The sequence below is a fragment of the Lacticaseibacillus salsurivasis genome, from assembly GCF_036246225.1.
GTDB lineage: Bacteria > Bacillota > Bacilli > Lactobacillales > Lactobacillaceae > Lacticaseibacillus > Lacticaseibacillus salsurivasis.
This window is the reverse complement of the sequence record NZ_BTTP01000002.1, coordinates 41,933-61,475: the sequence shown is the minus strand read 5'-3', so window position 1 is coordinate 61,475 and position 19,543 is coordinate 41,933. Positions and strand designations below refer to the sequence as shown.

The 19,543-nt window shown below is 54.4% G+C and carries 17 protein-coding genes; 3 read left to right on the top strand and 14 right to left on the bottom strand.

What is annotated here, in order from left to right; translation table 11 throughout:
• Window positions 1–10: 10 nt before the first annotated feature.
• The 3 genes from AAA927_RS02550 to yycF form a co-directional block, all read right to left on the bottom strand.
• Complete coding sequence (locus AAA927_RS02550; protein ID WP_338215425.1) at window positions 11–1,366, bottom strand: YycH family regulatory protein; 1,356 nt, start codon at window positions 1,364–1,366, stop codon at window positions 11–13.
• Window positions 1,356–3,260 (bottom strand): cell wall metabolism sensor histidine kinase WalK, encoded by a 1,905-nt coding sequence (walK, locus tag AAA927_RS02545; RefSeq protein WP_125579335.1) that lies wholly within the window; start codon window positions 3,258–3,260, stop codon window positions 1,356–1,358. The genes AAA927_RS02550 and walK overlap by 11 nt, the downstream gene beginning before the upstream one ends.
• A 361-nt stretch (window positions 3,261–3,621) precedes the next feature.
• Window positions 3,622–4,332: a response regulator YycF gene (gene yycF / locus AAA927_RS02540; protein WP_125579336.1), complete on the bottom strand. Its 711-nt coding sequence runs from the start codon at window positions 4,330–4,332 to the stop codon at window positions 3,622–3,624.
• A 577-nt stretch (window positions 4,333–4,909) separates the two neighbouring features.
• Here yycF and AAA927_RS02535 point away from each other — a divergent pair.
• The 3 genes from AAA927_RS02535 to argH all read left to right on the top strand — a co-directional run bounded on the left by AAA927_RS02535 (window position 4,910) and on the right by argH (window position 9,066).
• Window positions 4,910–6,367 (top strand): ABC transporter substrate-binding protein/permease, encoded by a 1,458-nt coding sequence (locus AAA927_RS02535; RefSeq protein WP_338215421.1) that lies wholly within the window; start codon window positions 4,910–4,912, stop codon window positions 6,365–6,367.
• Between the two features lie 96 nt (window positions 6,368–6,463).
• The gene (locus AAA927_RS02530; RefSeq protein WP_338215419.1) at window positions 6,464–7,684 is read left to right on the top strand and encodes an argininosuccinate synthase; all 1,221 of its coding nucleotides are present in this window, start codon (window positions 6,464–6,466) and stop codon (window positions 7,682–7,684) included.
• Window positions 7,684–9,066: an argininosuccinate lyase gene (argH, locus tag AAA927_RS02525; protein ID WP_338215417.1), complete on the top strand. Its 1,383-nt coding sequence runs from the start codon at window positions 7,684–7,686 to the stop codon at window positions 9,064–9,066. Before AAA927_RS02530 ends, argH begins: the two co-directional genes overlap by 1 nt.
• A 113-nt stretch (window positions 9,067–9,179) precedes the next feature.
• Here argH and AAA927_RS02520 read toward each other — a convergent pair whose 3' ends face one another.
• From AAA927_RS02520 to AAA927_RS02470, 11 genes are all read right to left on the bottom strand, one after another.
• Window positions 9,180–9,959: a carbohydrate deacetylase gene (locus AAA927_RS02520; protein ID WP_338215415.1), complete on the bottom strand. Its 780-nt coding sequence runs from the start codon at window positions 9,957–9,959 to the stop codon at window positions 9,180–9,182.
• A gap of 68 nt (window positions 9,960–10,027) precedes the next feature.
• Window positions 10,028–11,188: a serine hydrolase domain-containing protein gene (locus tag AAA927_RS02515; RefSeq protein WP_338215413.1), complete on the bottom strand. Its 1,161-nt coding sequence runs from the start codon at window positions 11,186–11,188 to the stop codon at window positions 10,028–10,030.
• Between the two features lie 4 nt (window positions 11,189–11,192).
• Window positions 11,193–12,443 carry a D-alanyl-lipoteichoic acid biosynthesis protein DltD gene (dltD, locus tag AAA927_RS02510; protein ID WP_338215411.1) on the bottom strand — a complete coding sequence of 417 codons (1,251 nt, stop codon included), beginning with the start codon at window positions 12,441–12,443 and terminating at the stop codon, window positions 11,193–11,195.
• A complete protein-coding gene (dltC, locus tag AAA927_RS02505) occupies window positions 12,440–12,673 on the bottom strand; it encodes a D-alanine--poly(phosphoribitol) ligase subunit DltC (protein WP_338215409.1) in 234 nt (77 codons plus the stop codon). Before dltC ends, dltD begins: the two co-directional genes overlap by 4 nt.
• A 316-nt stretch (window positions 12,674–12,989) precedes the next feature.
• Window positions 12,990–14,192 (bottom strand): D-alanyl-lipoteichoic acid biosynthesis protein DltB, encoded by a 1,203-nt coding sequence (dltB, locus tag AAA927_RS02500; RefSeq protein WP_338215407.1) that lies wholly within the window; start codon window positions 14,190–14,192, stop codon window positions 12,990–12,992.
• Window positions 14,189–15,691 (bottom strand): D-alanine--poly(phosphoribitol) ligase subunit DltA, encoded by a 1,503-nt coding sequence (dltA, locus tag AAA927_RS02495; protein WP_338215405.1) that lies wholly within the window; start codon window positions 15,689–15,691, stop codon window positions 14,189–14,191. Before dltA ends, dltB begins: the two co-directional genes overlap by 4 nt.
• Window positions 15,692–15,700: 9 nt before the next feature.
• Entirely contained in the window at window positions 15,701–15,838 is a 138-nt protein-coding gene (locus AAA927_RS02490; RefSeq protein ID WP_204118464.1) for a teichoic acid D-Ala incorporation-associated protein DltX, read from the bottom strand.
• A gap of 89 nt (window positions 15,839–15,927) precedes the next feature.
• A complete protein-coding gene (locus AAA927_RS02485) occupies window positions 15,928–17,316 on the bottom strand; it encodes a sensor histidine kinase (RefSeq protein ID WP_338215401.1) in 1,389 nt (462 codons plus the stop codon).
• Window positions 17,309–17,998, bottom strand: a complete 690-nt coding sequence (locus tag AAA927_RS02480; RefSeq protein WP_338215399.1) for a response regulator transcription factor — start codon at window positions 17,996–17,998, stop codon at window positions 17,309–17,311. The genes AAA927_RS02485 and AAA927_RS02480 overlap by 8 nt, the downstream gene beginning before the upstream one ends.
• A 137-nt stretch (window positions 17,999–18,135) precedes the next feature.
• Window positions 18,136–18,531 (bottom strand): DUF956 family protein, encoded by a 396-nt coding sequence (locus tag AAA927_RS02475; protein WP_338215397.1) that lies wholly within the window; start codon window positions 18,529–18,531, stop codon window positions 18,136–18,138.
• Window positions 18,532–18,627: 96 nt separating this feature from the next.
• A complete protein-coding gene (locus AAA927_RS02470) occupies window positions 18,628–19,539 on the bottom strand; it encodes a PTS system mannose/fructose/sorbose family transporter subunit IID (RefSeq protein ID WP_338215396.1) in 912 nt (303 codons plus the stop codon).
• Window positions 19,540–19,543: the final 4 nt, after the last annotated feature.

Genomic DNA, 19,543 nt, shown 5'->3' with positions numbered 1-19,543 from the left:
CCCCTCCTTTCTATTGCACGATTTGAGTCGCTGCCCGGTTGATCTGGGCGGCATTGCTTGGCAGCAGCCATTCGGTATAGCGTTTGTACTCATTGTTGATTTTGACGAAATACGTGGGCGTCAAATCCACCACCTGGCTGTTGTCCTTTTGCGGCTGCCAATAGTAGCCAAGTTGAATATCTTGCACTGACGTTTCACTATAACCTGCGTGATCCAACTGGGCCAGGACATCCGCAGTGCTCGGCAGGGATACTGCCGCCTGCTTCGTCGGAATCGCGACGGTTAGATTATTCAATGAGAAGGTCATGGCTAAGCCGTTGCTGGAGTTGGTGACTTCGACGGTGCCATTATAAGCATCATTGAAAATCGGCAGGCCTTGCGCATAAGAGCGGAAGGTCACCGTATGATCGGTTTTGTCATAACCCGCGTAATGCATGGTATTAACGCCTTGCAAGTTCAACTTGGTAATGGCTTTATACCCTGCTTGCAGGGTCGCGGTCAACTGCTTTGTCTTCGTCGCACCGCTGCTGTCTTCATACTGCACCACATCGTCGTCATCGTTCAGCGTCATGCGGTACCGGTCATTCAGCGTGTAAATGACTTCATTGCCAATTTCTCGCGAGTCCACAGTGTTACCTTGCGAACTTGGCATCAGTAACGAAACGAAATGGTTGGCGTTCTGCTGATCAAGTAAAAAGGCATACGGCGTCACGGCGATACTCTGGTCAAAGGCGGTGATCCATTTCCCGTTCAGCTTCTTTTCCGTGACGGGTAAACTGGTCGCTTTGACACTGGCCAGCACTTCATTCACTTGCGTGGCACTGGCGTTTTTCAAGGTGACTTCGCGTTTAGTGTGCGTTTCGTCATTCAACAGGGTCAGCTTCGGCGTTTTGTCTGCGAGGTGAATCAGCAGCCGGTCAAACTGGAAATCAGCTGGGGTGTTCACTGCTTGATGTTTGAAATAGCGCGTGTCGAACAGCTTAAAGCTAATCGGCCCAGCATATTTCAGCTGCAGTGTCTGATCCGTCTGGAGCAGCGCGGTGTAGGCCGCACCGCTTAAGGTTGCCTTCGCGCCGACTTTGACAATGCGCCAGTTGCGCAGGGCTTTGTGCAGCTGGCCAGTTACTGCTGTATCGGGCTTAAACAGCAATTGTTTTTGGCCTGATTCCACCGCATACGCTGTGGTCGGCATCATCAGATACTCGGTCTGCTTGCCCACCGCGGTGTCCGGCGCGGTTTTGACCGTGGCCGATGATTCTTGACGGCCGAGGCGAGAGGGATTTTGCCAAATGAGCCAAGTGAAAATCAGACTCAGGGCCACCATCGTCATTAAACTGACGCGTAAAATCCAGCCACTAAGCTTCATCCCAATCACCTCCGTCTTCATCTAGCGGTTGGTAAGGCAGTGAAATGTAGAAGGTACTGCCCTTGCCTTCTTGCGAATCGACCCAGATGCGGCCGCCCAGCGCTTCGATGACTTCCTTGGAAATGGCCAGCCCCAGCCCGGTGCCACCTTGCTGCCGCGAGCGCGCCTTGTCGACGCGGTAGAAGCGGTCGAAGACTTTATTGATATCTTGGCGCGGAATGCCCAAGCCTTGGTCAGAAATCGACAGAATGACATGGTTATGTGTTTCCAGCAACCGCGCGGAAATGACGCCGCCATCTGGACTATACTTGATCGCATTATTCATAATATTGTCGATCACTTGCATAAACTTGTCCTGATCGATTTCCACCCACAAGTCGCGCTTGGTAATTTCACGGCGAATCGAATACTGCTTGTGCGTGGCATGGGCTGGCAGGCTCTGGTTATTATCCTTGCCGGCCTGCTCGTTATCGGTTTTCAGCATCATATCGAACCGGTCAAGAATGTAGTTGAAGAACTCATTCAAGTTCACGTATTCCAGTTCAATTTTGCTGGTGCCAGAATCCATCCGTGACAGCGACAGCAGGTCATTGATCATGCGAATCATGCGGTCCGTTTCATCCTGCGTCACCTTCAAAAACTGCGGTGCAATCTCGGGATCCTGCCAAGCGCCGTCGCTCAGCGCCTCAATGTAAGAACGCATGGAGGTCAACGGCGTCCGCAATTCATGCGAGACATTCGACACGAATTCCCGGCGCTCGCGCTCGTCTTTTTGCTGTTCCGTGACATCATGGAGCACGGCCACCAACCCGGAAATAAACCCGGTTTCCCGCTGAATCAGACTAAAGTCCACACGTAAAATCAGCTCATGATTGAGCTGCTGGGAGAAATCAAGCAGGAGTTCTTTTTGATTTTCGAGCAAGTCGCGTAGCGTGTAGTCTTTTTCAATGTTGAGCAGGCGCAAAATCGAAACACCAATCACGTCTTCGTTCTTGGTGTTCAGGAAATCCAGCGCCGTTTCATTGATGATGATGACATTGCCGCGCCGATCGGTGGCGATAACGCCATCGGTCATGTGGGCCAGCACCGAATCCAACCGGCGCCGCTCCGCCTCACTGGCCTCCTGGGCCTCCTCAACCCGCACCGACAAGTTGTTAACTGCCACTGCCAGCTGGCCCAGTTCATCTTGCCCGTAAATCCGGACTTGGCCGGAATAATCGCCGCGTGCCATGCGGATTGCCTGCTTTTTCATTTCTTCGATCGGCCGCGTGATGGCGCGACTAATGACAATCGAAATAATGACCCCCAGCATCCCTGCGACTAAACTGGCAATCAGGAAAATGCGGACGATCTGATTGATATTGTGATACACCGTCTCCATTGAAGCCGTCACCGAGACTGCCCCAATGACGGCGTTCCCTTCACCGGTAGCACTCGGGTTTTTAATCGGGATAATGCGGGTATACATCGAGCCAGTATTCGAGGCATATTCATAGCCCTCAAAAATCTGACCATTATACAGCACATTTTTGATGTTGTTATTCGCTGACTTGGTGCCGACATCGCCTTGGGCATTCACGTTGGAATTCGCCCGCACCGTGCCCTTAGCGTCTACCACCACAATCGTCGCGGTATTGGCAATATCAGCTTGGGAAATCGTGGACTTCATCGATCCATTCGCATCGTCAGTATCGGTGCGCATCAAATCCGTGGCCAACTTATCCTGCAAATAAGGATCCAAGTTAATGCTGGTCTTGAACGTATCAATATTCTGCTGCTCAAGCGACTTCACAAAATACGCGCCAATGATTTCCACCGTCACTAACAACAGCAGAATAAACACCAGCGCGATTTTGAAGTTGATCGATTGAAAGAACTTGATCTTCTTATTCATGAAAATCTCCAAATGAAGGCTGCGAAGGTCGGCGGGCTTAACTCGACGATTAGCCTAGCTTCGAGCATTACCGGCGCTTTTTGCCGGTGAGGCTTGAAGCGTAGCTAAGCGCTCGAGCGTTGCCGACCGGAGCGCAACTATGAAGGCTGCGAAGGCGGGCGCACTTAGCGGGATGGCTAGCCTAGTCCAGCGCATTGAAGCCGTCCTTTGGCTTCGAGGTGCTGGACGTAGCTAGACAGTCCCGCGTTGCCGACCGGAGCGCAACTACAGGCTGCGTAGGTCGACCGCACTTAGCCGGAGCGCAACTATGAAGGCCTCGAAGGTCGACCAGCACAACTACAGGCTGCGCGCCTTCATGCCCTTATTCCGCGTCTGGGTTCTTCAGGTAATACCCCACCCCACGCCGGGTGATCAGCCATTCCGGATGCGAAGCATTGTCTTCGATTTTTTCCCGCAACCGCCGCACAGTCACATCAACGGTCCGCACATCGCCGAAGTAATCATAGCCCCAGACCGTTTGCAGCAAGTGTTCCCGCGTCATCACTTGGCCCAGGTGTTGCGCCAAGTAATGCAGCAGCTCAAATTCACGGTGCGTCAGCTCGATTTTATCGCCGCGCTTAGTGACCGTGTAAGCATCAGGATGGATGGTCAAGTCGCCGACGGTCAGCTCCTTGTTGTCATCATCTTGCTCCTGCTGCTGCATGCTGGCGCCGCTGCGCCGCAAATTAGCCTTGACCCGGGCTACCAGCTCGCGGTTAGAAAATGGCTTGGTGACGTAATCATCAGCGCCCATTTCCAGCCCTAGGACTTTATCGATTTCGGAGTCCTTAGCCGTCAGCATGATAATCGGTGTGTCATGGTCTTTGCGCACTTGACGGGCGACTTCCAGCCCATCGATTTTCGGTAGCATTAAGTCCAGTAAGATTAGATCGGGATTTTCTTCGTTTACTTTGGCTAGCGCTTCTTCACCGTCGTACGCGGTGACCACATCGTAGCCTTCTTTACTCAAATTAAATTTGACGATATCAGAGATTGGTTTCTCATCGTCAACCACAAGGATTTTTTTTGCCATCATTGGCCTCCAATACTCTCCAGTTGCGTTGTTTCTATTATAACGGTTTCTCACGGGTTGGGCAAAAAGCAGTAAAAGGCTGCGGAGCGCGGCGCATTTAGGATGACGGCTAGCCTAGCTCACCGCATTGAAGCCGGTTTTTGCTTCGAGGCGGTGAGCGTAGCTAGACGCTCATCCGTTGCCCCGCGGAGCGCAACTGTATTGCTCAGCCTGTCCGGGCCCGGACAGGCCAGCCTCCGCAGCAAGGGGCTGGAACGTGGTGGCCAGCGCTTTGAGCCTCTGCGAGTCTCAAAGTCGCGGCTTGTTCTAAACCGGAAGCCACCGGCTAAGAACAATTTCACCACTGAGCCCCTTGCCGCTCCGGCCGGCCCGCCCTACAGTAGTGGTTCTTGTTTCACTATTGGCTTAACCCTAACATACGTGGTGTTCTGACGCATCCGTTGCCGTCGACAATGCTCGCGATGAGATTGGTAACCTGTCCTAGTGAATATTTTTTGCATATTCTTGAATTTTTCTTGCATATTTTCCCAAATGGGTATATATTCATATAAAATTCATCTTGAGGGGTTGGCAGGTTATGCATAAATTTTATCGGTGGGTCCTCAGTCTCATCGCCATCTTATTCATCGGTGGCGGCGTGGCCACGGCCTCGACCCAAACGGTCCAAGCGGCAACAAATGACAGTACGCCGGCGGCCATCAAAAAACGGGGTTACATCATTCTTGGGGTGTCAGCAGATTACGCCCCGATGGAATTTCATGCGACCGTCGATGGCAATGACAAAATCGTCGGCGCCGACATTTCCCTAGCGAAGAAAATCGCCAAGGATATGGGCGTGAAATTACAGATTAAGGAAATGGGCTTTGATGCGCTGATTGGCGCCTTGAAGACCGGCAAAGTCGACATGGTCATTTCTGGGATGTCCGACACCCCAGAACGACGCAAGCAGGTCGATTTTTCCAAGCCTTACACCTATGAAAAGCAAATCATGGTCATCCAGAAAAAGGATGCCAGCAAGTACAAAAACATTGCAGATTTCGAGGGCGTGAAGGTCGGTGCCCAAAAGCAGTCGACGCAGGAACAAATCGCCAAAGCTGAGCTGCCTGATGCCAAGATTGTCAGCCTGGAAAAAGCGAACGACGTGATTGCCCAGGTCCAATATGGCAAAATCAACGCCGGGGTCATGTCCAACGTGGTCGCCGGGGCCTATGTCCAAAAGAACCAAGCGCTGAAAATCATCGATCCTAAGTTCGCCACTGGGAAGGCGCCTACCGTGGTCGCCATCGCCAAAGGCAACAGCGGCTTGACCAGCGCCGTGAACAAGAGTATCAAGGACATGCAAAAGCAAGGCCTCTGGTCCAAGTACATGGACGAAGCCTACACCCTGCAAAACCAAAGCAATAGCTTCTGGCAGAAATACGGCAGCTTCTTTATCAAAGGGGCCGTTAACACCTTGGTCTTCGCGCTGTTAACGGTTATCGCCGGGACGGTGCTAGGCACGCTGCTTGCCTTGATGCGCCGCAGCAAGGTTTGGATTTTGAAAGCCATCGCGGTGATCTACGTGGAATTCATCCGCGGCACGCCTTTGATGGTGCAAGCCTTCATCGTGTTCTTCGGGACGCAGGTGTTGGGGCTGAACCTCTCCGCTTTCGTCGCCGGGGCCATCGCGATGGGCATCAACTCTGGTGCTTATGTTGCTGAAATCATTCGCTCCGGCTTGAACTCCGTGCCGATCGGCCAAACCGAAGCGGCGCGTTCCTTGGGCCTGTCTGGTAGCGAAACCACCCGCTTCGTGGTGCTACCGCAAGCCATCAAGAACATCTGGCCGGCGCTGGGGAATGAATTCGTCACCGACATCAAGGAAAGTTCGGTGCTGTCCGTGATTGGCGCGACGGAATTGATGTTTGAAGGGACCACGGTGCAAGGCGCATCGTTTGAACCGTTCTTCCCAATGATGATTGTGGCTTTGATCTACTTCGCCATGACCTTCATCCTGAGCCGGTTGCTCGGGGTCGTGGAACGGCGGATGAACTAGCATGGTGACAAAAGGCGGGCACGAGCCGGCCTTTTGGTGCGTTACACTGGAAATATAATTAAAATGTTAACTGAACCAATTTAGGAGGAATTATTGATGACAGACAAAATTGTATTGGCATATTCAGGCGGCTTGGATACTTCGGTGGCCATTCCATGGCTCCAAGACCGCGGCTACGACGTTATCGCCGTGTGCCTGAATGTCGGCCAGCCCAACGCGGACATGGCTTTCATTCAAAAAAAGGCCCTGCAGGTCGGTGCGATTGAAAGCTACGCCATCGATGCCCAGGACGAATTTGCCGATACCTACGTGGCGCCTGTGATCAAAGCCAATGCCTTGTATGAAGGCGACTACCCGCTGGTTTCCGCCTTGTCGCGGCCGCTGATCATCGACCACTTGGTGCAAATTGCCCATGAGCACGGCGCCGTGGCCATTGCCCATGGCTCCACCGGGAAAGGCAACGATCAGGTGCGCTTCGAGGCGGCCATTCACGCCTTGGATCCGCAGCTGAAAATCGAAGACCCGATTCGCGATTTTCACTGGTCCCGGGAAGAAGAAATCGACTACGCCAAGGAGCACAACGTTCCCGTGCCGATTGGCAAAAAGTCGCCTTACTCCATCGACGCCAACCTCTGGGGCCGCGCTAACGAAGCCGGCATTCTGGAAAACCCGTGGAACCAAGCGCCAGCTGACGCGTGGGCGATGAGCGTCGCCCCAGAAGAAGCGCCAGATCAGCCAGTCTTCATCGATTTGACCTTCAAGCAAGGCCTGCCGGTGGCGATTGACGGCGAAGCGATGAAACTCGCTGATTTGATCAAGCACCTGAACAAGCTGGCCGGCGAAAACGGCATCGGCCGCATCGATAAAATCGAAAACCGCATGGTCGGCATCAAGTCCCGCGAAGTTTACGAAGCGCCAGCCGCGGCAGTGATCATGGCGGCGCACCACGAGCTGGAAAACCTGACCTTGGAACGCGACGTGGCCCATTACAAACCACTGATTGAACAGCAGCTCGCCACCATGATCTACGAAGCCAAGTGGATCACCCCGCTGTTTGACGCGCTGATGGCCTTTGTTGACCACACGCAAACTGTCGTCAACGGTGTGGTGAAAATGAAGCTGTACAAAGGCAACGCCACCCCAGTCGCCCGCAAGTCCGACACGAACTCGCTTTACGATGAGAACCTGGCCACTTACACCTCGGCTGATACCTTCGATCAGGAAGCCGCCGCTGGCTTTATCAAGCTGTGGACGCTGCCGGGTACGGTGTTTGAAGAAGTTAATCACGTGCACTCACAGAAACCGGAGGAAAAATAATGACCGACAAACTCTGGGGCGGCCGGTTCACCGCCAAAGCCGCCAAATGGGTGGATACCTTTGGCGCCTCCATCAGCTTTGACCAGCAAATGGCCAAAGAGGACCTCACCGCTTCCATCGCCCACGTCAAAATGCTTGGCGCTCAAGCCATCATCCCAAAAGCTGACGCGGCCACGATTGAAGCGGGTTTGAAGACCCTCATGACCAAGCTGGAAAACGGTGAACTGCACTTCACCGTCGAAAACGAAGACATTCATTTGAACATGGAAAGCCTGCTGACGAATTTAATTGGGCCGGTGGCAGGTAAGCTGCACACGGCGCGCTCGCGCAACGACCAGGTCGCCACGGATTTTCACCTCTGGCTGAAAAACCGCCTGCCGGAAATCATGGCCGCCATCAGCGACCTGCAAATGGTGCTGGTGGAAAAAGCTGAGGAAAATGCCGGCACCATTATGCCGGGTTACACCCACATGCAGCACGCCCAGCCCATCACGTATGGTCACTATCTGCTGGCGTATTTTGAAATGCTGCAGCGCGATTATGAACGCTTTGAATTCAACCAAAAGCACACCGACATGTTGCCGCTAGGCGCCGCCGCCCTGGCCGGCACGACCTTTCCAATTGACCGCGAAGCGGTGGCGGCAAGTCTCGATTTTGACGCCGTTTATCACAACAGTTTAGATGCCGTGTCGGACCGTGATTTTGCGCTGGAATTTCTCAGCAACGCCGCAATTTTGATGCAGCATTTGAGCCGGCTGGCCGAAGAGCTCATTCTGTGGTGCACCTATGAATTCAACTACATCGAAATGGCCGATACTTTTGCCACTGGTAGCTCCATCATGCCGCAAAAGAAAAACGCCGACTTTGCCGAGCTCGTGCGCGGTAAAACCGGCCGGGTCTACGGTGCCTTGATGGGACTGTTGACCACCATGAAGAGCCTGCCCTTGGCCTACAACAAGGACATGCAGGAAGACAAAGAGCCGGTGTTTGATGCTTATACCACCATTCTCGGCTCGCTCCATATTTTCACTGGCATGCTGGAGTCGATCACCGTGCACAAAGAGCGGATGCATGACGCCACGACCAATGATTTCTCCAACGCCACCGAATTGGCCGATTACCTCGCCACTAAAGGCGTGCCGTTCCGGCAGGCGCACGGTATCGTCGGCCAGCTCGTGCTCCATGGCATCCAGACCCACCAGAGTTTGCAAGACATGCCGCTGAGCGAACTGCAAGCCGCCGCGCCGCAGATCGAAGCAGATGTTTATGCCGAACTCACCTCGGAAGCCGCTGTGAACCGCCGCACCAGCCTCGGTGGCACCGCGGTGGTCAACGTTGAAAAAGAAGTGGCGCGCGCTAAGGGCATTATCGCCAGCCACTAAAGCCAAAATGACCAACCTCGCGGATTCGCAAGGTTGGTCATTTTATTTTGCTGCGCATCCCTGTGCCGAGGCGTCAGCGTGACCCCAGCGTGATTGGCTCGTTATCGACTGAACTAAAGCCGCTGGTAGCCACTAATTTTGACGTCTGTATGCGCCGCTACGTATGCCTGCCAGGGGTCAACCAGCCATTCACGATCAAGCGCCCGGTCTTCATTCAACGAGCTACGCTGGGCCAGTAGCGAGCTCGGCGTGCCCGGATGGGTAATCAAAGCCAACGTACCAGCTTCCGGTAGCGCCTTGATGGCAGCGGCCACGGTGGTTAAATCATCAGCGTTGTGCCGCAACCCTAGCGTCTGTGTAGGCGCCGGGATTGACCGCGTCTTCAGCATTCCCCAGAGCTTGGGCTGCTCGCCAGCAACCAGGTTGTGCCGCAGCGGCAGACCTGTTTCCTGGGCCAGCTGCGATACCACGTCAAACACCGCCGGACTGAGCAACTCGAAGTTCTTGTGGGTGGTGATGTGATCAATCGTAATCCCGAAACGCTGCGCCAGCTTGATTTGCTGGCGCAGTTCGCTGGCTAGTTCACCGAGGTTGATTTCACCTATCGCCAGCCGAGCCGTGAATTGATCAAATGACAACAAGTAGCCGCGCTCATCCACCAGTGAGGCAATCTGCTCCGGCGAACTCGCCGGCAAATGGCGGTCGATAATCAGATGAATGCCCATCTGCTTGCGGCCAGCCGCCTCGGCTAGTTGCATCGAGTCCTGAAACCCTGGCATGGTGGGCATGCAATTCGTTGCTGTTACCACGCCCTGATCCAGCAAGGCCAAAATGGTTTTGGTAATCGCTGGCGTCAGGCCAAAATCATCCGCTTCGACAATCACTTGTTTCACGCTTACGCCCCCTTTTTGCTTACTGTACCACAAAACCGGCCGCACGAAGCGACCGGTTGCTGGCAAAACTATAGTAGATATTGTTGCCACAGCTGGGTAGCAGTGTTCAGAAAGCGGGCGCGATTTTGGCCTTGCACGTTGCCTAAAATCACCACGCCAGACTGCCCGTCGCGGCTGATCTGCACCGTCGACAAGAAGCCATAGCCGGAGCCGTTGGCATGCAGTGCTTGTGGCTCATTCAGATAGAACCCGCCGCCGTAATGTTGGCCAGCTGGGTACAGCGCAGCCGGCGTGACCCCAAGCAGCTTGCCCGAGACCAAAGCCTGCTCGGCGCGGAAGAGATCTGTGGCGCTCATATACACCTGGCCAGTGCCGAGTTCAGCATGCATCGTGTCCTTCGAGACGAACTGCGGCTCAGCATACAGGTTATTGCCTTTCAGCGAATAGCCGGTCGCAACCGGCTGGGTAGCAGACAAGTCGTAGGCCATCGCGGTGTGTTTCAGCGCCAGCCGGTCGCGGTACAGGCCCATGAACAGTTGCTGGTAATCTTGCTGGGTGACCTGTTCGAGAATGCCCGCCAGCAGCACATAATTCACCGGCATATAGGCATATTGGCCAAGGGTCTTGGGCCGCACGGTCAAATGCGCCGCGTCATAGGCCACCAGCTGCGCATCACTTTGATATTTGGGCACCAAGGTATGCGGCGTGCTCAGCCCAGCGTTCATGTGCAGCAGATGCGCCACGGTCAGCGTCGGCTGGCCTTGCAAGCGCGAGTAAAATTGGCCGACTGGCGTGGTCAGTGCCAGCTTACCGAGCACCATTTGCTGCATCACCAGACCTGCAGTTAGACTTTTTTGCAGCGAGTCGATTTGAAACATGGTATCGGCGGTGTTCAGGCGCTTGCGCGCGGCATTGGCATAGCCAGCACTATATTCAGCCACAATACGGTTATGCTTGACCATCAAAGCAGTGCCGGAAAAATGCTGCTGCGCCAGCGGCCGTTCTAGGGCTTCCTGCATGGTGTTGTCGATGGCGCGTGGCAGCGAGCTGCCGGCTTTTTTGGCTGGCTTGGCTTTGGCCTTCACCACCACTGTCTTCGTTTGCGCTGGTGTTTTAGGGGCCGTCCAGCGGCCCAAGCTAAAGCCTAAGCCCAAACTCAGCGCGGCCACAATGCCCAGCAAAGCCAGCCGGCGGTGAACACGAGTGCGGTTATTTTGTGCGTAACGCATGTGCTCACCCCACTGTCTTCGTCTGCGCCCAGGCCTTGGTGTAGAAATAGTCATCAAGTTGGTAATGCGGGGCCAGTTGCGGCGTCGTCAAAAACGGTTTGACCACGTGATCAACGGCCAGCCAGCCTTGCCAGCCCAAATGAATGGTGTCTTGCATGAAGTAGGGCTGGCTCCCTTTTTGACTCAGATCCAGCACCTTATCGAAGCCTTGTTCGGCGAGCTGATACTTGAGTTTACCCACCGCTTCTTCATATTCCGGCATCGACAGGCCAGTGTAGCGAGCCCATTTTTGGTTGATCGGCGGAATAATGAATTGCACGTTCATGTTGGCCTTGGCAAACTGCTGGAGCAGCAGCTGGAAGTCGCCGTATTCGGGACTGACGCGGTAATCAAAGCCGCGCTGGCTGCCAGCCAGTTGCTTGAGCCGTTTGCCTTTGAGCCGCTTATTGAAAAAGTCATTGTCGATGCCCATGTTGTTCGAGGTGGTGCGCGCCTTACCGATTTGCGTGGCTAGCGTGCTGAGCGCTGCGGGGTCATCCGTAGCTGGCAGTTGCCGCATGCCGCGTTCAATCTCTTGCCAGCGCGGGGAAATCGACAAGGTGCTGAAGAGATTGTCCTCATTCTTCAAGGCTTGCAGTTCGGCTTGCAGCCCCACGCGTTGCGGCTTGGTCAGGCGCTGACCAGCAGCAATACGATATAGCGCATCGCGCATCACGATACTTTTGGCTGGGGCCCCCATGGCGAGCAGGCGGCGAGCGGCATAACGATCCGCTTCGCCGCGGCCGGCCTTAAGGAGCCAAGTGGCAAGTTGCAGCGGGGAGTAATACTGATCAAAGGCGGCCGGAATCTGACCTTGTTTGGTGAACCACTGCATCGAGACGATGAACACCGCCCGCTTACCATGAAGCTGGGGCATCATGGTTTGCTCATCGACAAAGTGCACCAGCGACTGGGTCCCCGGATCACCCAGCAACAGCGGTTGATACGACCGGTGATACTTGGCCGCTAAAACCGAAGGATGGAACGGATCCATCCGCGCCAGCTCTGACGAGCCGTAAAAAGGCACGTAGTTTTTGGTCAGGGCCTGGTGTTTGATGCGCTGGCCGCCGAGAACGGTTGGCGACAGTGAGACGGCGTCGGCGTGCAGCCGCTGAACACTTAATTTCTGATTTGGTAGCGGCGCCAGCAGCAACCCCAGCACAATCAAAGCCGCTAGCACGACCGGCCCGAAAATTTGCCAGAGTCGTTTTTTCATGCCGTTGCGCTCGCTTTGGCAATGATTTTCGCTGGGGTGTCCCACTGGCTGCGATCGAATTCAGAAACAGGGACGTCCACGCCGAGCTGGGATTGCAGTTCCAGCAGAAGTTGCACGGTGTCCATTGAGTCGAGCAGGCCACTGTCGAAGAGGTTTTCATCCAAGTTAGCGGCGAAGTCCTCGCCGGTTAAGTCGTTCAGAATTGCCAAAACAGTTTCTTTTGTATCCATGTTATTTTCTCCTTTGTTTGTGTGATTGCCCGCTGGTTTGGGTGCCGGCGACCTCCGCGGTGGGTCGCTGCTGGCGGTGCGGCCGGTCCGAGCCGAAAAGCGGTCTCGGACCTAACGATTGAGCCGCAGTCGCTTCGCGCCCTTGCGTCTCAATCGTTGCCGCGCATGGCTCTGGCAAGCCTGCAAAAGGCGCAGTCTTGCGGTCGCCCTGCGGTTCACAGCCGCAGTGTCCCACCGCTCCAGCCGCCAGCACCCAAACCAGCTCCTTAACAGAAACAGGTGGCACTTGGATCATAGATTTTACATTGAGCTTAATTTACTTAAACCACAGCGTATCCAAAAACCCTGAGAAGATGAGGAAGCTGAAGCAGACGACGTTGAAGGTGATGAAGATGGCCAGCGCTTCAGTCCAGCGGTTGTGGGGTAGTTGTTTGCGGTGCTTCTTTTTGAAGCGGAGCCAGTAGTCGTTGATGATGATGGCCCCGGCGTGAAACAGGCCGTAGACGATGTAATACCAAGTGACACCGTGCCAGAAGCCCATCACCAGGAAGTTGATCAGGTACGCGACTTGCGAGATGCGAATGCGGTTTTTGATCAGTTTATGTTTCATGATGAAAAAGGTGACGCGCATGAAGATGAAATCGCGGAACCAAAATGACAGGGTCATGTGCCACCGGTTCCAGAAGTCCTTGATGTTGTGCGCCTGAAACGGCCGGTTAAAGTTCATGGGTGTGTTGATGCCCATCACTAAGGACAGCGCGACGGCGAACAGGCTGTAGCCGGCAAAGTCGAAGAACAGATACATGGCGTAATCGTACATGTATAAGCCTAGGGCCGGGCTGAGCCCGAGCCAGCCGCGGTGCACCAAGGCGGCTTGCGCCAGGCGCGGGAGCCATAAGGTGCCAAAGACATAGCCAAGAATGAACTTGTAGAAGAAGCCGAGAAACAGGTACCACACGGCGCGTTCCAGCATGGCCACATAGTCACTTTGAGTCGGCACCTGCTCATACTCTTGGGCGAAGCGCCGGTAGCGGTCGATCGGGCCAGAGGAAATCACCGGCATGAACAACATAAAGCGCAGGAACATTCCCAGCGACAGCTGTTTGATGGTGCCGTCGCGCAGTTCCATCAGCACTTGCACGGCTTTAAAGGTCAGATAGGAAATTCCCAAGAACCCCAGCAGCGATTGATTGGGACCAAGCGCCGGCGTCACTTTGACAATGACCAACGGCAAAATGCTCAAGGCCACCACTGAAACAAACACCGGGGTCGTGTTTTTGGTTTGGCGATACCGCGCGTAGCCAGCGACCAGCAGCAGCTGATACACCACGTAAGCGATCAGGGCCACGCCCTGCTGCCACTTGGCGCCGGTGAACATCAGGGTGATGAACGCCGCCGAGACGATGGTTTCATAAATGCGCAGCCGGTGCCCGTAATACAGGCCAATCATCAGTGGCAACAACGCCACCAGCAACAGGACAAAGTATTTGGGGTCGGCATAAGGTTGTAAATTGATCATTGGCCATTGACCTCAGCAATCAGCGCTTTGACCGCCACCTTACCATTTTGGGTCAGTGGCAGCTCATCGCGGTAAATGAAGCGTTGTGGCACCATGTAAGGCATCATCACGCCTTGCAAGTACACGCGAATGGCTTTGGTCAAGGCCAACCCGGATTCGGCTGGCGCTTCTGGCACGACATAGGCCAGCAGTTGCGCAACCTTATGTTCGGCGTTGTATTTCGGCACTGCCACGGCTTGGTGAATCATTGGCGCCTGGTTGAGGTAGTGGTCCACTTCTTCCAACTCAATGCGGTAGCCATTGAGCTTGATTTGAAAATCGGTACGGCCTTGATAGAAAATCAAGCCGTCTTCGGTAATGTAGCCGAGGTCGCCGGTTTTATAGCCGCGCACAGCGCCGGCGGTAAAGGCCGCAGCAGTTTTTTCTGGGCGGTTGAGATAGCCTTTGGACACGCTTGGCCCAATCAGCTCCAGCTCCCCGCTTTGGTGATTGTCGGCTTCACGCTCGGAACCTGGCACTAAGGTGATGGTGGTATCCGGTTTGGCATAACCGATTGGCAAGCGATCATGGTCGGCCAACACTTGATCCGTGATTTCAATCGCCGTCACCGCCACTGTGGCTTCAGTCGGACCATAGGTGTTAAACACCTGGGCCTTCGGGAACCGTTGGCGCAATTTGGCCGCGGTGGCATGGGTCAGTTCTTCGCCGCAGAAGAACAGTTGCTTCAGCGCCGGATAATGGGCCGCATCAAAGGTCTGATCTAGCAGGCAAATATCGATGAAACTCGGCGTGGACACCCACACATCCACCGGCAGCTGCGGCAGCGTTTCAAACAGCTGCTTCAAATTCTCGGTCGCTTCACGCGGTAAAATCTGCAGGCAACCCCCTGCGGTTAAGGTCGGGTACAACGACATCACGGACAGGTCAAAGGAAAATGGCGCTTGCGCCAACATCCGCGGCTGGCGCGGCAAGTTGAAGCTGGCCATCCAGGCCACAAAGCTGGTGAGGTTGCCATGGGAAATCTGCACGCCTTTGGGCTGGCCGGTGGTGCCGGAAGTGAAGATGATATAAAAATTATCATCGGCCGCTGGCGTCGGCAGGGTCGTCGGCAGCGGCACCGTCATCATTTCCGCCACTTGGCCCGGCGTTTTCACTGGGGTCTTCAGTGCCACTGGCACGGGCTGTGTGGCCAACACCACGGCTGGTTCAGCGATGGCTTCAATCATCAGCAGGCGGTCTTGCGGCGAATGGGTATCCACCGGAATGTAGGCGCGGCCGGCTTTGACGACGCCTAAAAATGCCGCGATGGTGGCAAAGCTTTGGTCGCAGTACACCAGCACTGGGCCGGCAGGTAAGGCACTGGCTAAAAGCGCGGCGGCAATGCCATCAGAGGCGGCTTTCAGTTCACCGTAAGTATAATGATCGGTCAAGACCGTCAGCGCCAGCCAGTCGGGATGTACCAGCGCAATATCATCGATTTGTTGCACGATTGTTTTCATGAGTGCCTCCTAGAATTCGTTGTAAATAAAATGGCCACCAGCGACGCCGCGATAGCTGTATAAGTAGACCAAAATCAGAATGATCACGGTGTAAAACAGCGTTTTGGCGACGAATCTCACGCTCGGTTTTGCGAAGAAAGCTTTCATCTGGGATCCTTCTTTCTGCATTAAAAAAGCAATGACCTTAGTGTAGTGGTCATTGCTTTTGCCTTCAGGAGTACTTTCTAAACCCAAGATTAGAGATTTTCAGAAACCGCCAACGGCAGGTGCACCATGAAGCGACTGCCTTGGGGCACATTATCGACCACGCTCAGTTCACCGCCGCTGAGTGTGGTCAACTGTTTGGCAATCGCGAGGCCCAAGCCGGTGCCCTTAATCGCTTTAGACCGGGATTCGTCCACCCGATAAAAGCGATCAAAGATCTTACCCTTTTCCGCGTCAGGAATCCCAGGGCCCAAATCCGCCACGCTTAACAGCGCACGTTGGCCGCCTTTAGTGATTTGAATCGTGACAACACTGTTAGCTGGCGCATATTTGCGGGCATTGGACAACAAGGCCAGCAGGGTATGTTCGATCGCCTCAGCATTGGCCTGCACCATGAGCTGATCCGGCACGATGACTTTGAGGGTCTGGGAGGTTTGCTGCTGATAGCGGCTGACAACGCGCTTGACCTGGGCCACTAAATCATAAGCGGCCACGCTCATTTGCGCGTTTTCCATGCGCGACAGGGCTAGCAGGCTTTCAATCAGCTGCTGCATCTTTTGCGATTCGTCATCAATGACCGCTAGCGAATCGGCAAACAGTTCCGGGTGGGCCTTGCCATGGCGCTGCAGTAGGGCCACATGACCGCGAATTGCCGTCAGCGGCGTGCGCAGTTCATGACTGGCATCCGAGACAAATTGATTGTCTCGCACCACCTGCTGCTTCAGCGAATGGAGCAAGCGGTTGAACTCCACCGTCAGCTCCCGCACTTCCTCTGGCCCTTGCGGCACCGGTAGCGCCTCTTGCCCATCGGGACTCGGCGCATCGGAAATCACCTTCGCCGCACTGGTTAAGGTCACCAGCGGCTGGTTGAGGCGCCGCGCCAAAACACGGGTGGCCCAGCTACCAACAAACAAGCCCAGCAGGGTGATGCCGGTACTCAGCAGCAGAATCATTTTGAAGATGTCGATCATGCCATTGAGACTCAGCCAGGTATCATACACCACTTCCAGCTGGCCATCCTGTTCCACCGCGCGGGTGTGGTAATACACGCCTTGGTTGCCTTGATATTGGACGTTCGAAATCAGCGGCCAAGTGGACCAAGTGTTGTCCAAAAAGCGCCGGGTGTTGCGGGTGTAATAACGCTGCACCGTTTTCTTCCCTTGTTTGACCTGAATGCGGGCAAAGGTGTGGTGCGTGTTGACCGGTGTGTTTTCATGCCAGTACGCCCAGTCTGGTTCATCTTGGTCAAACGAGGCCTTCAGCGTTTTCATCAGTTCCACGCTGTCGTCGTGCTTGTTCTTGATTAAATGAATCCCCACCACCGTGATGGTCGAAAAGCTCACCAAGAGCATTAAAATCACCAGCAAGCGATTGTAGGCATGCGTGATGCGGGCGGCACTGCTATTGCTCCGCTTACTCATCGGTCGGCCCCTCGGCAAGCATGTAGCCAATGCCACGCACCGTTTTCAGCAAAGTCGGCGTGCCAGGCTGGTCGAGCTTTTGCCGCAGGTAACGGACGTACACGTCGACAATGTTGGCCTGACCATCAAAACTCGTCCCCCACACGGCATCCAGCAATTGATCCCGGGTTAGTGGCTCGCCGCCATGTTGCATGAACACCAGCAGCAAGTCGAACTCCCGCTGGGTCAGCTGGGTCAGCTGACCGCCGCGCCGCACCTGGCGGGCTTTGGTATCCAGTGTCAGATCCGCCACATGGAAATTCGTTTGCACCTGGTGATTGCGGCGAATCAGCACCCGAATCCGCGCCAGCAGCTCCTCAATTTCGAAGGGTTTGGTGATGTAATCATCCGCCCCATTATCAAGGCCCGCGACTTTATCGCCGACATAATCGCGCGCCGTCATCATCATGATGGGCACGACTGAAGTTTTGCGAATGCGGCGCATCACTTCCAGGCCATCAAGCTTGGGAATCATCCAATCCAGTAAAATCATATCGATTTGATCGCCTTGCACCTGAAAAGTAGCAAAGGCCGCTTCCCCATCCTGCGCCGTCAGGACCTTGTAGCCTTCAAAATTTAATTCTCGATCCAGGTATGAAATCAACCCAGCTTCGTCTTCTACTAATAAAATTGTTGCGGTCATGGCTGCCTCCTGCAGGTAAACTCCCCTTATAAGGATAGCACGCAGCAGACACGGCTTAAGATAACAAAAATGTCACCTCATCAAAGCAAAAAAAAACCAATCACCGCCATTGATCGGTGATTGGATTCTGATGGTGCTTACTTCTTCGCCGCGCGCTTGGCGTGAATGTTGCTGATGTAGCCTCGGACAAGTTGCAAGAACGTCTGCGTCTTAACGATATGCTCAGCCGGAATATAGACTCGAATGGCACGCAAGGTGCGCTTGGGATCCTTGCTGGCAAAGGCAAAGTTCCCGCTATGCTTGGTGTGAATCGTGAAGCGCGGGATGTATTTGCCTTTGAACATAATCGTGGCCTCAACAATGGTCACTTCACCCCAGGGAATCTGGATGAACTTGCGCCTGTTGCGATTGGAGAACCACTCGAAGCCTTTGTCGCCGACCATGATTTTACCGTAATCAGCGATCCCTAGATAGGACGTGGCATCGACGGTCAGATCGACTTTCGTGTTGATGGATTGAATGACTTCTTGCATGGTTAATCCTCTCTTGGCTTTTGCAACGATTATACGCCCATTAATGGCGAAAAAGAAAACCTCGAAGCGGCTGCTCCGAGGTTCTGCGGAACACTATTACATCAAGTGCCAAACGTGGAAGAGAATCCCGACCACGAACAGGCCCAAGATGATGACGATTGGTGAAATCTTCTTCTTCAGCAGCCACATGCACAGCAAGGTCAGCAGCAGTGCCGCCAAGCCTGGAATCAGTTGATCCAAGTTGTTTTGCAGCGTTGTGACTTTGATTTTATCCAAAGACAAACCGTTTGCCTGCTGGGTCAAAGCTTCCTTGATGCCCTTCGAACCAGAATCAAGTGAACTCCAGTCGATGTAGGCGCCTTTTTGCTGGGAAATCTTGGAAACAACTGGCGTGAACTTCACGCTGACCCACCGGTTAACCAAAGCCCCCAGGATGAACATCCCAAGAATCGAAGCACCCTTGGTCACGTCTTGCAGCAACGTACCGGACATATCATCGGCAATCCGGGAACCGGCCTTGTAGCCGAATTCCTGGGTGTACCACATGAAGGCAATCCGCATCAGGTTCCAAACCACGAAGAAAATGATTGGGCCCATGATGTTCCCAGACAAAGCCAAGGAAGCAGCCAAGCCGCCGAGAATTGGCCGCGCGGTGAACCAGAATACCGGATCCCCGACCCCAGCCAGCGGACCCATCATGCCGACCTTAACCCCTTGAATGGCGACGTCGTCAATTGGCGCCCCATTCGCGCGTTCTTCTTCCAGCGCCAGGACCACACCCAAAACCGGCGAAGCCAGGTATGGGTGGGTGTTAAAGAATTCCATATGGCGCTTCAAAGCAGCGACGCGGTCCTTCTTGGCCGGATACAACTTCTTGATTGCTGGAATCAGTGAGTAAGTCCAGCCGCCGTTTTGCATCCGTTCGTAGTTCCACGAGCCCTGAAGGAAGGTCGACCGCCAGCAGACCTTCAAACGATCTGACTTAGTTAATTTAATCTGTTCAGCCATGTTT

Excerpts from the sequence above, each read along its gene's own strand:
- AAA927_RS02515 (WP_338215413.1), bottom strand. The coding sequence starts at position 11,188 with ATGCGTTACGCACAAAATAACCGCACTCGTGTTCACCGCCGGCTGGCT.
- AAA927_RS02490 (WP_204118464.1), bottom strand. The coding sequence starts at position 15,838 with ATGAAAGCTTTCTTCGCAAAACCGAGCGTGAGATTCGTCGCCAAAACG.
- dltA (WP_338215405.1), bottom strand. The coding sequence starts at position 15,691 with ATGAAAACAATCGTGCAACAAATCGATGATATTGCGCTGGTACATCCC.
- AAA927_RS02550 (WP_338215425.1), bottom strand. The coding sequence starts at position 1,366 with ATGAAGCTTAGTGGCTGGATTTTACGCGTCAGTTTAATGACGATGGTG.
- dltD (WP_338215411.1), bottom strand. The coding sequence starts at position 12,443 with ATGAAAAAACGACTCTGGCAAATTTTCGGGCCGGTCGTGCTAGCGGCT.
- AAA927_RS02480 (WP_338215399.1), bottom strand. The coding sequence starts at position 17,998 with ATGACCGCAACAATTTTATTAGTAGAAGACGAAGCTGGGTTGATTTCA.
- dltC (WP_338215409.1), bottom strand. The coding sequence starts at position 12,673 with ATGGATACAAAAGAAACTGTTTTGGCAATTCTGAACGACTTAACCGGC.
- yycF (WP_125579336.1), bottom strand. The coding sequence starts at position 4,332 with ATGGCAAAAAAAATCCTTGTGGTTGACGATGAGAAACCAATCTCTGAT.
- AAA927_RS02485 (WP_338215401.1), bottom strand. The coding sequence starts at position 17,316 with ATGAGTAAGCGGAGCAATAGCAGTGCCGCCCGCATCACGCATGCCTAC.
- argH (WP_338215417.1), top strand. The coding sequence starts at position 7,684 with ATGACCGACAAACTCTGGGGCGGCCGGTTCACCGCCAAAGCCGCCAAA.
- AAA927_RS02535 (WP_338215421.1), top strand. The coding sequence starts at position 4,910 with ATGCATAAATTTTATCGGTGGGTCCTCAGTCTCATCGCCATCTTATTC.
- AAA927_RS02475 (WP_338215397.1), bottom strand. The coding sequence starts at position 18,531 with ATGCAAGAAGTCATTCAATCCATCAACACGAAAGTCGATCTGACCGTC.
- AAA927_RS02530 (WP_338215419.1), top strand. The coding sequence starts at position 6,464 with ATGACAGACAAAATTGTATTGGCATATTCAGGCGGCTTGGATACTTCG.
- walK (WP_125579335.1), bottom strand. The coding sequence starts at position 3,260 with ATGAATAAGAAGATCAAGTTCTTTCAATCGATCAACTTCAAAATCGCG.
- AAA927_RS02470 (WP_338215396.1), bottom strand. The coding sequence starts at position 19,539 with ATGGCTGAACAGATTAAATTAACTAAGTCAGATCGTTTGAAGGTCTGC.
- dltB (WP_338215407.1), bottom strand. The coding sequence starts at position 14,192 with ATGATCAATTTACAACCTTATGCCGACCCCAAATACTTTGTCCTGTTG.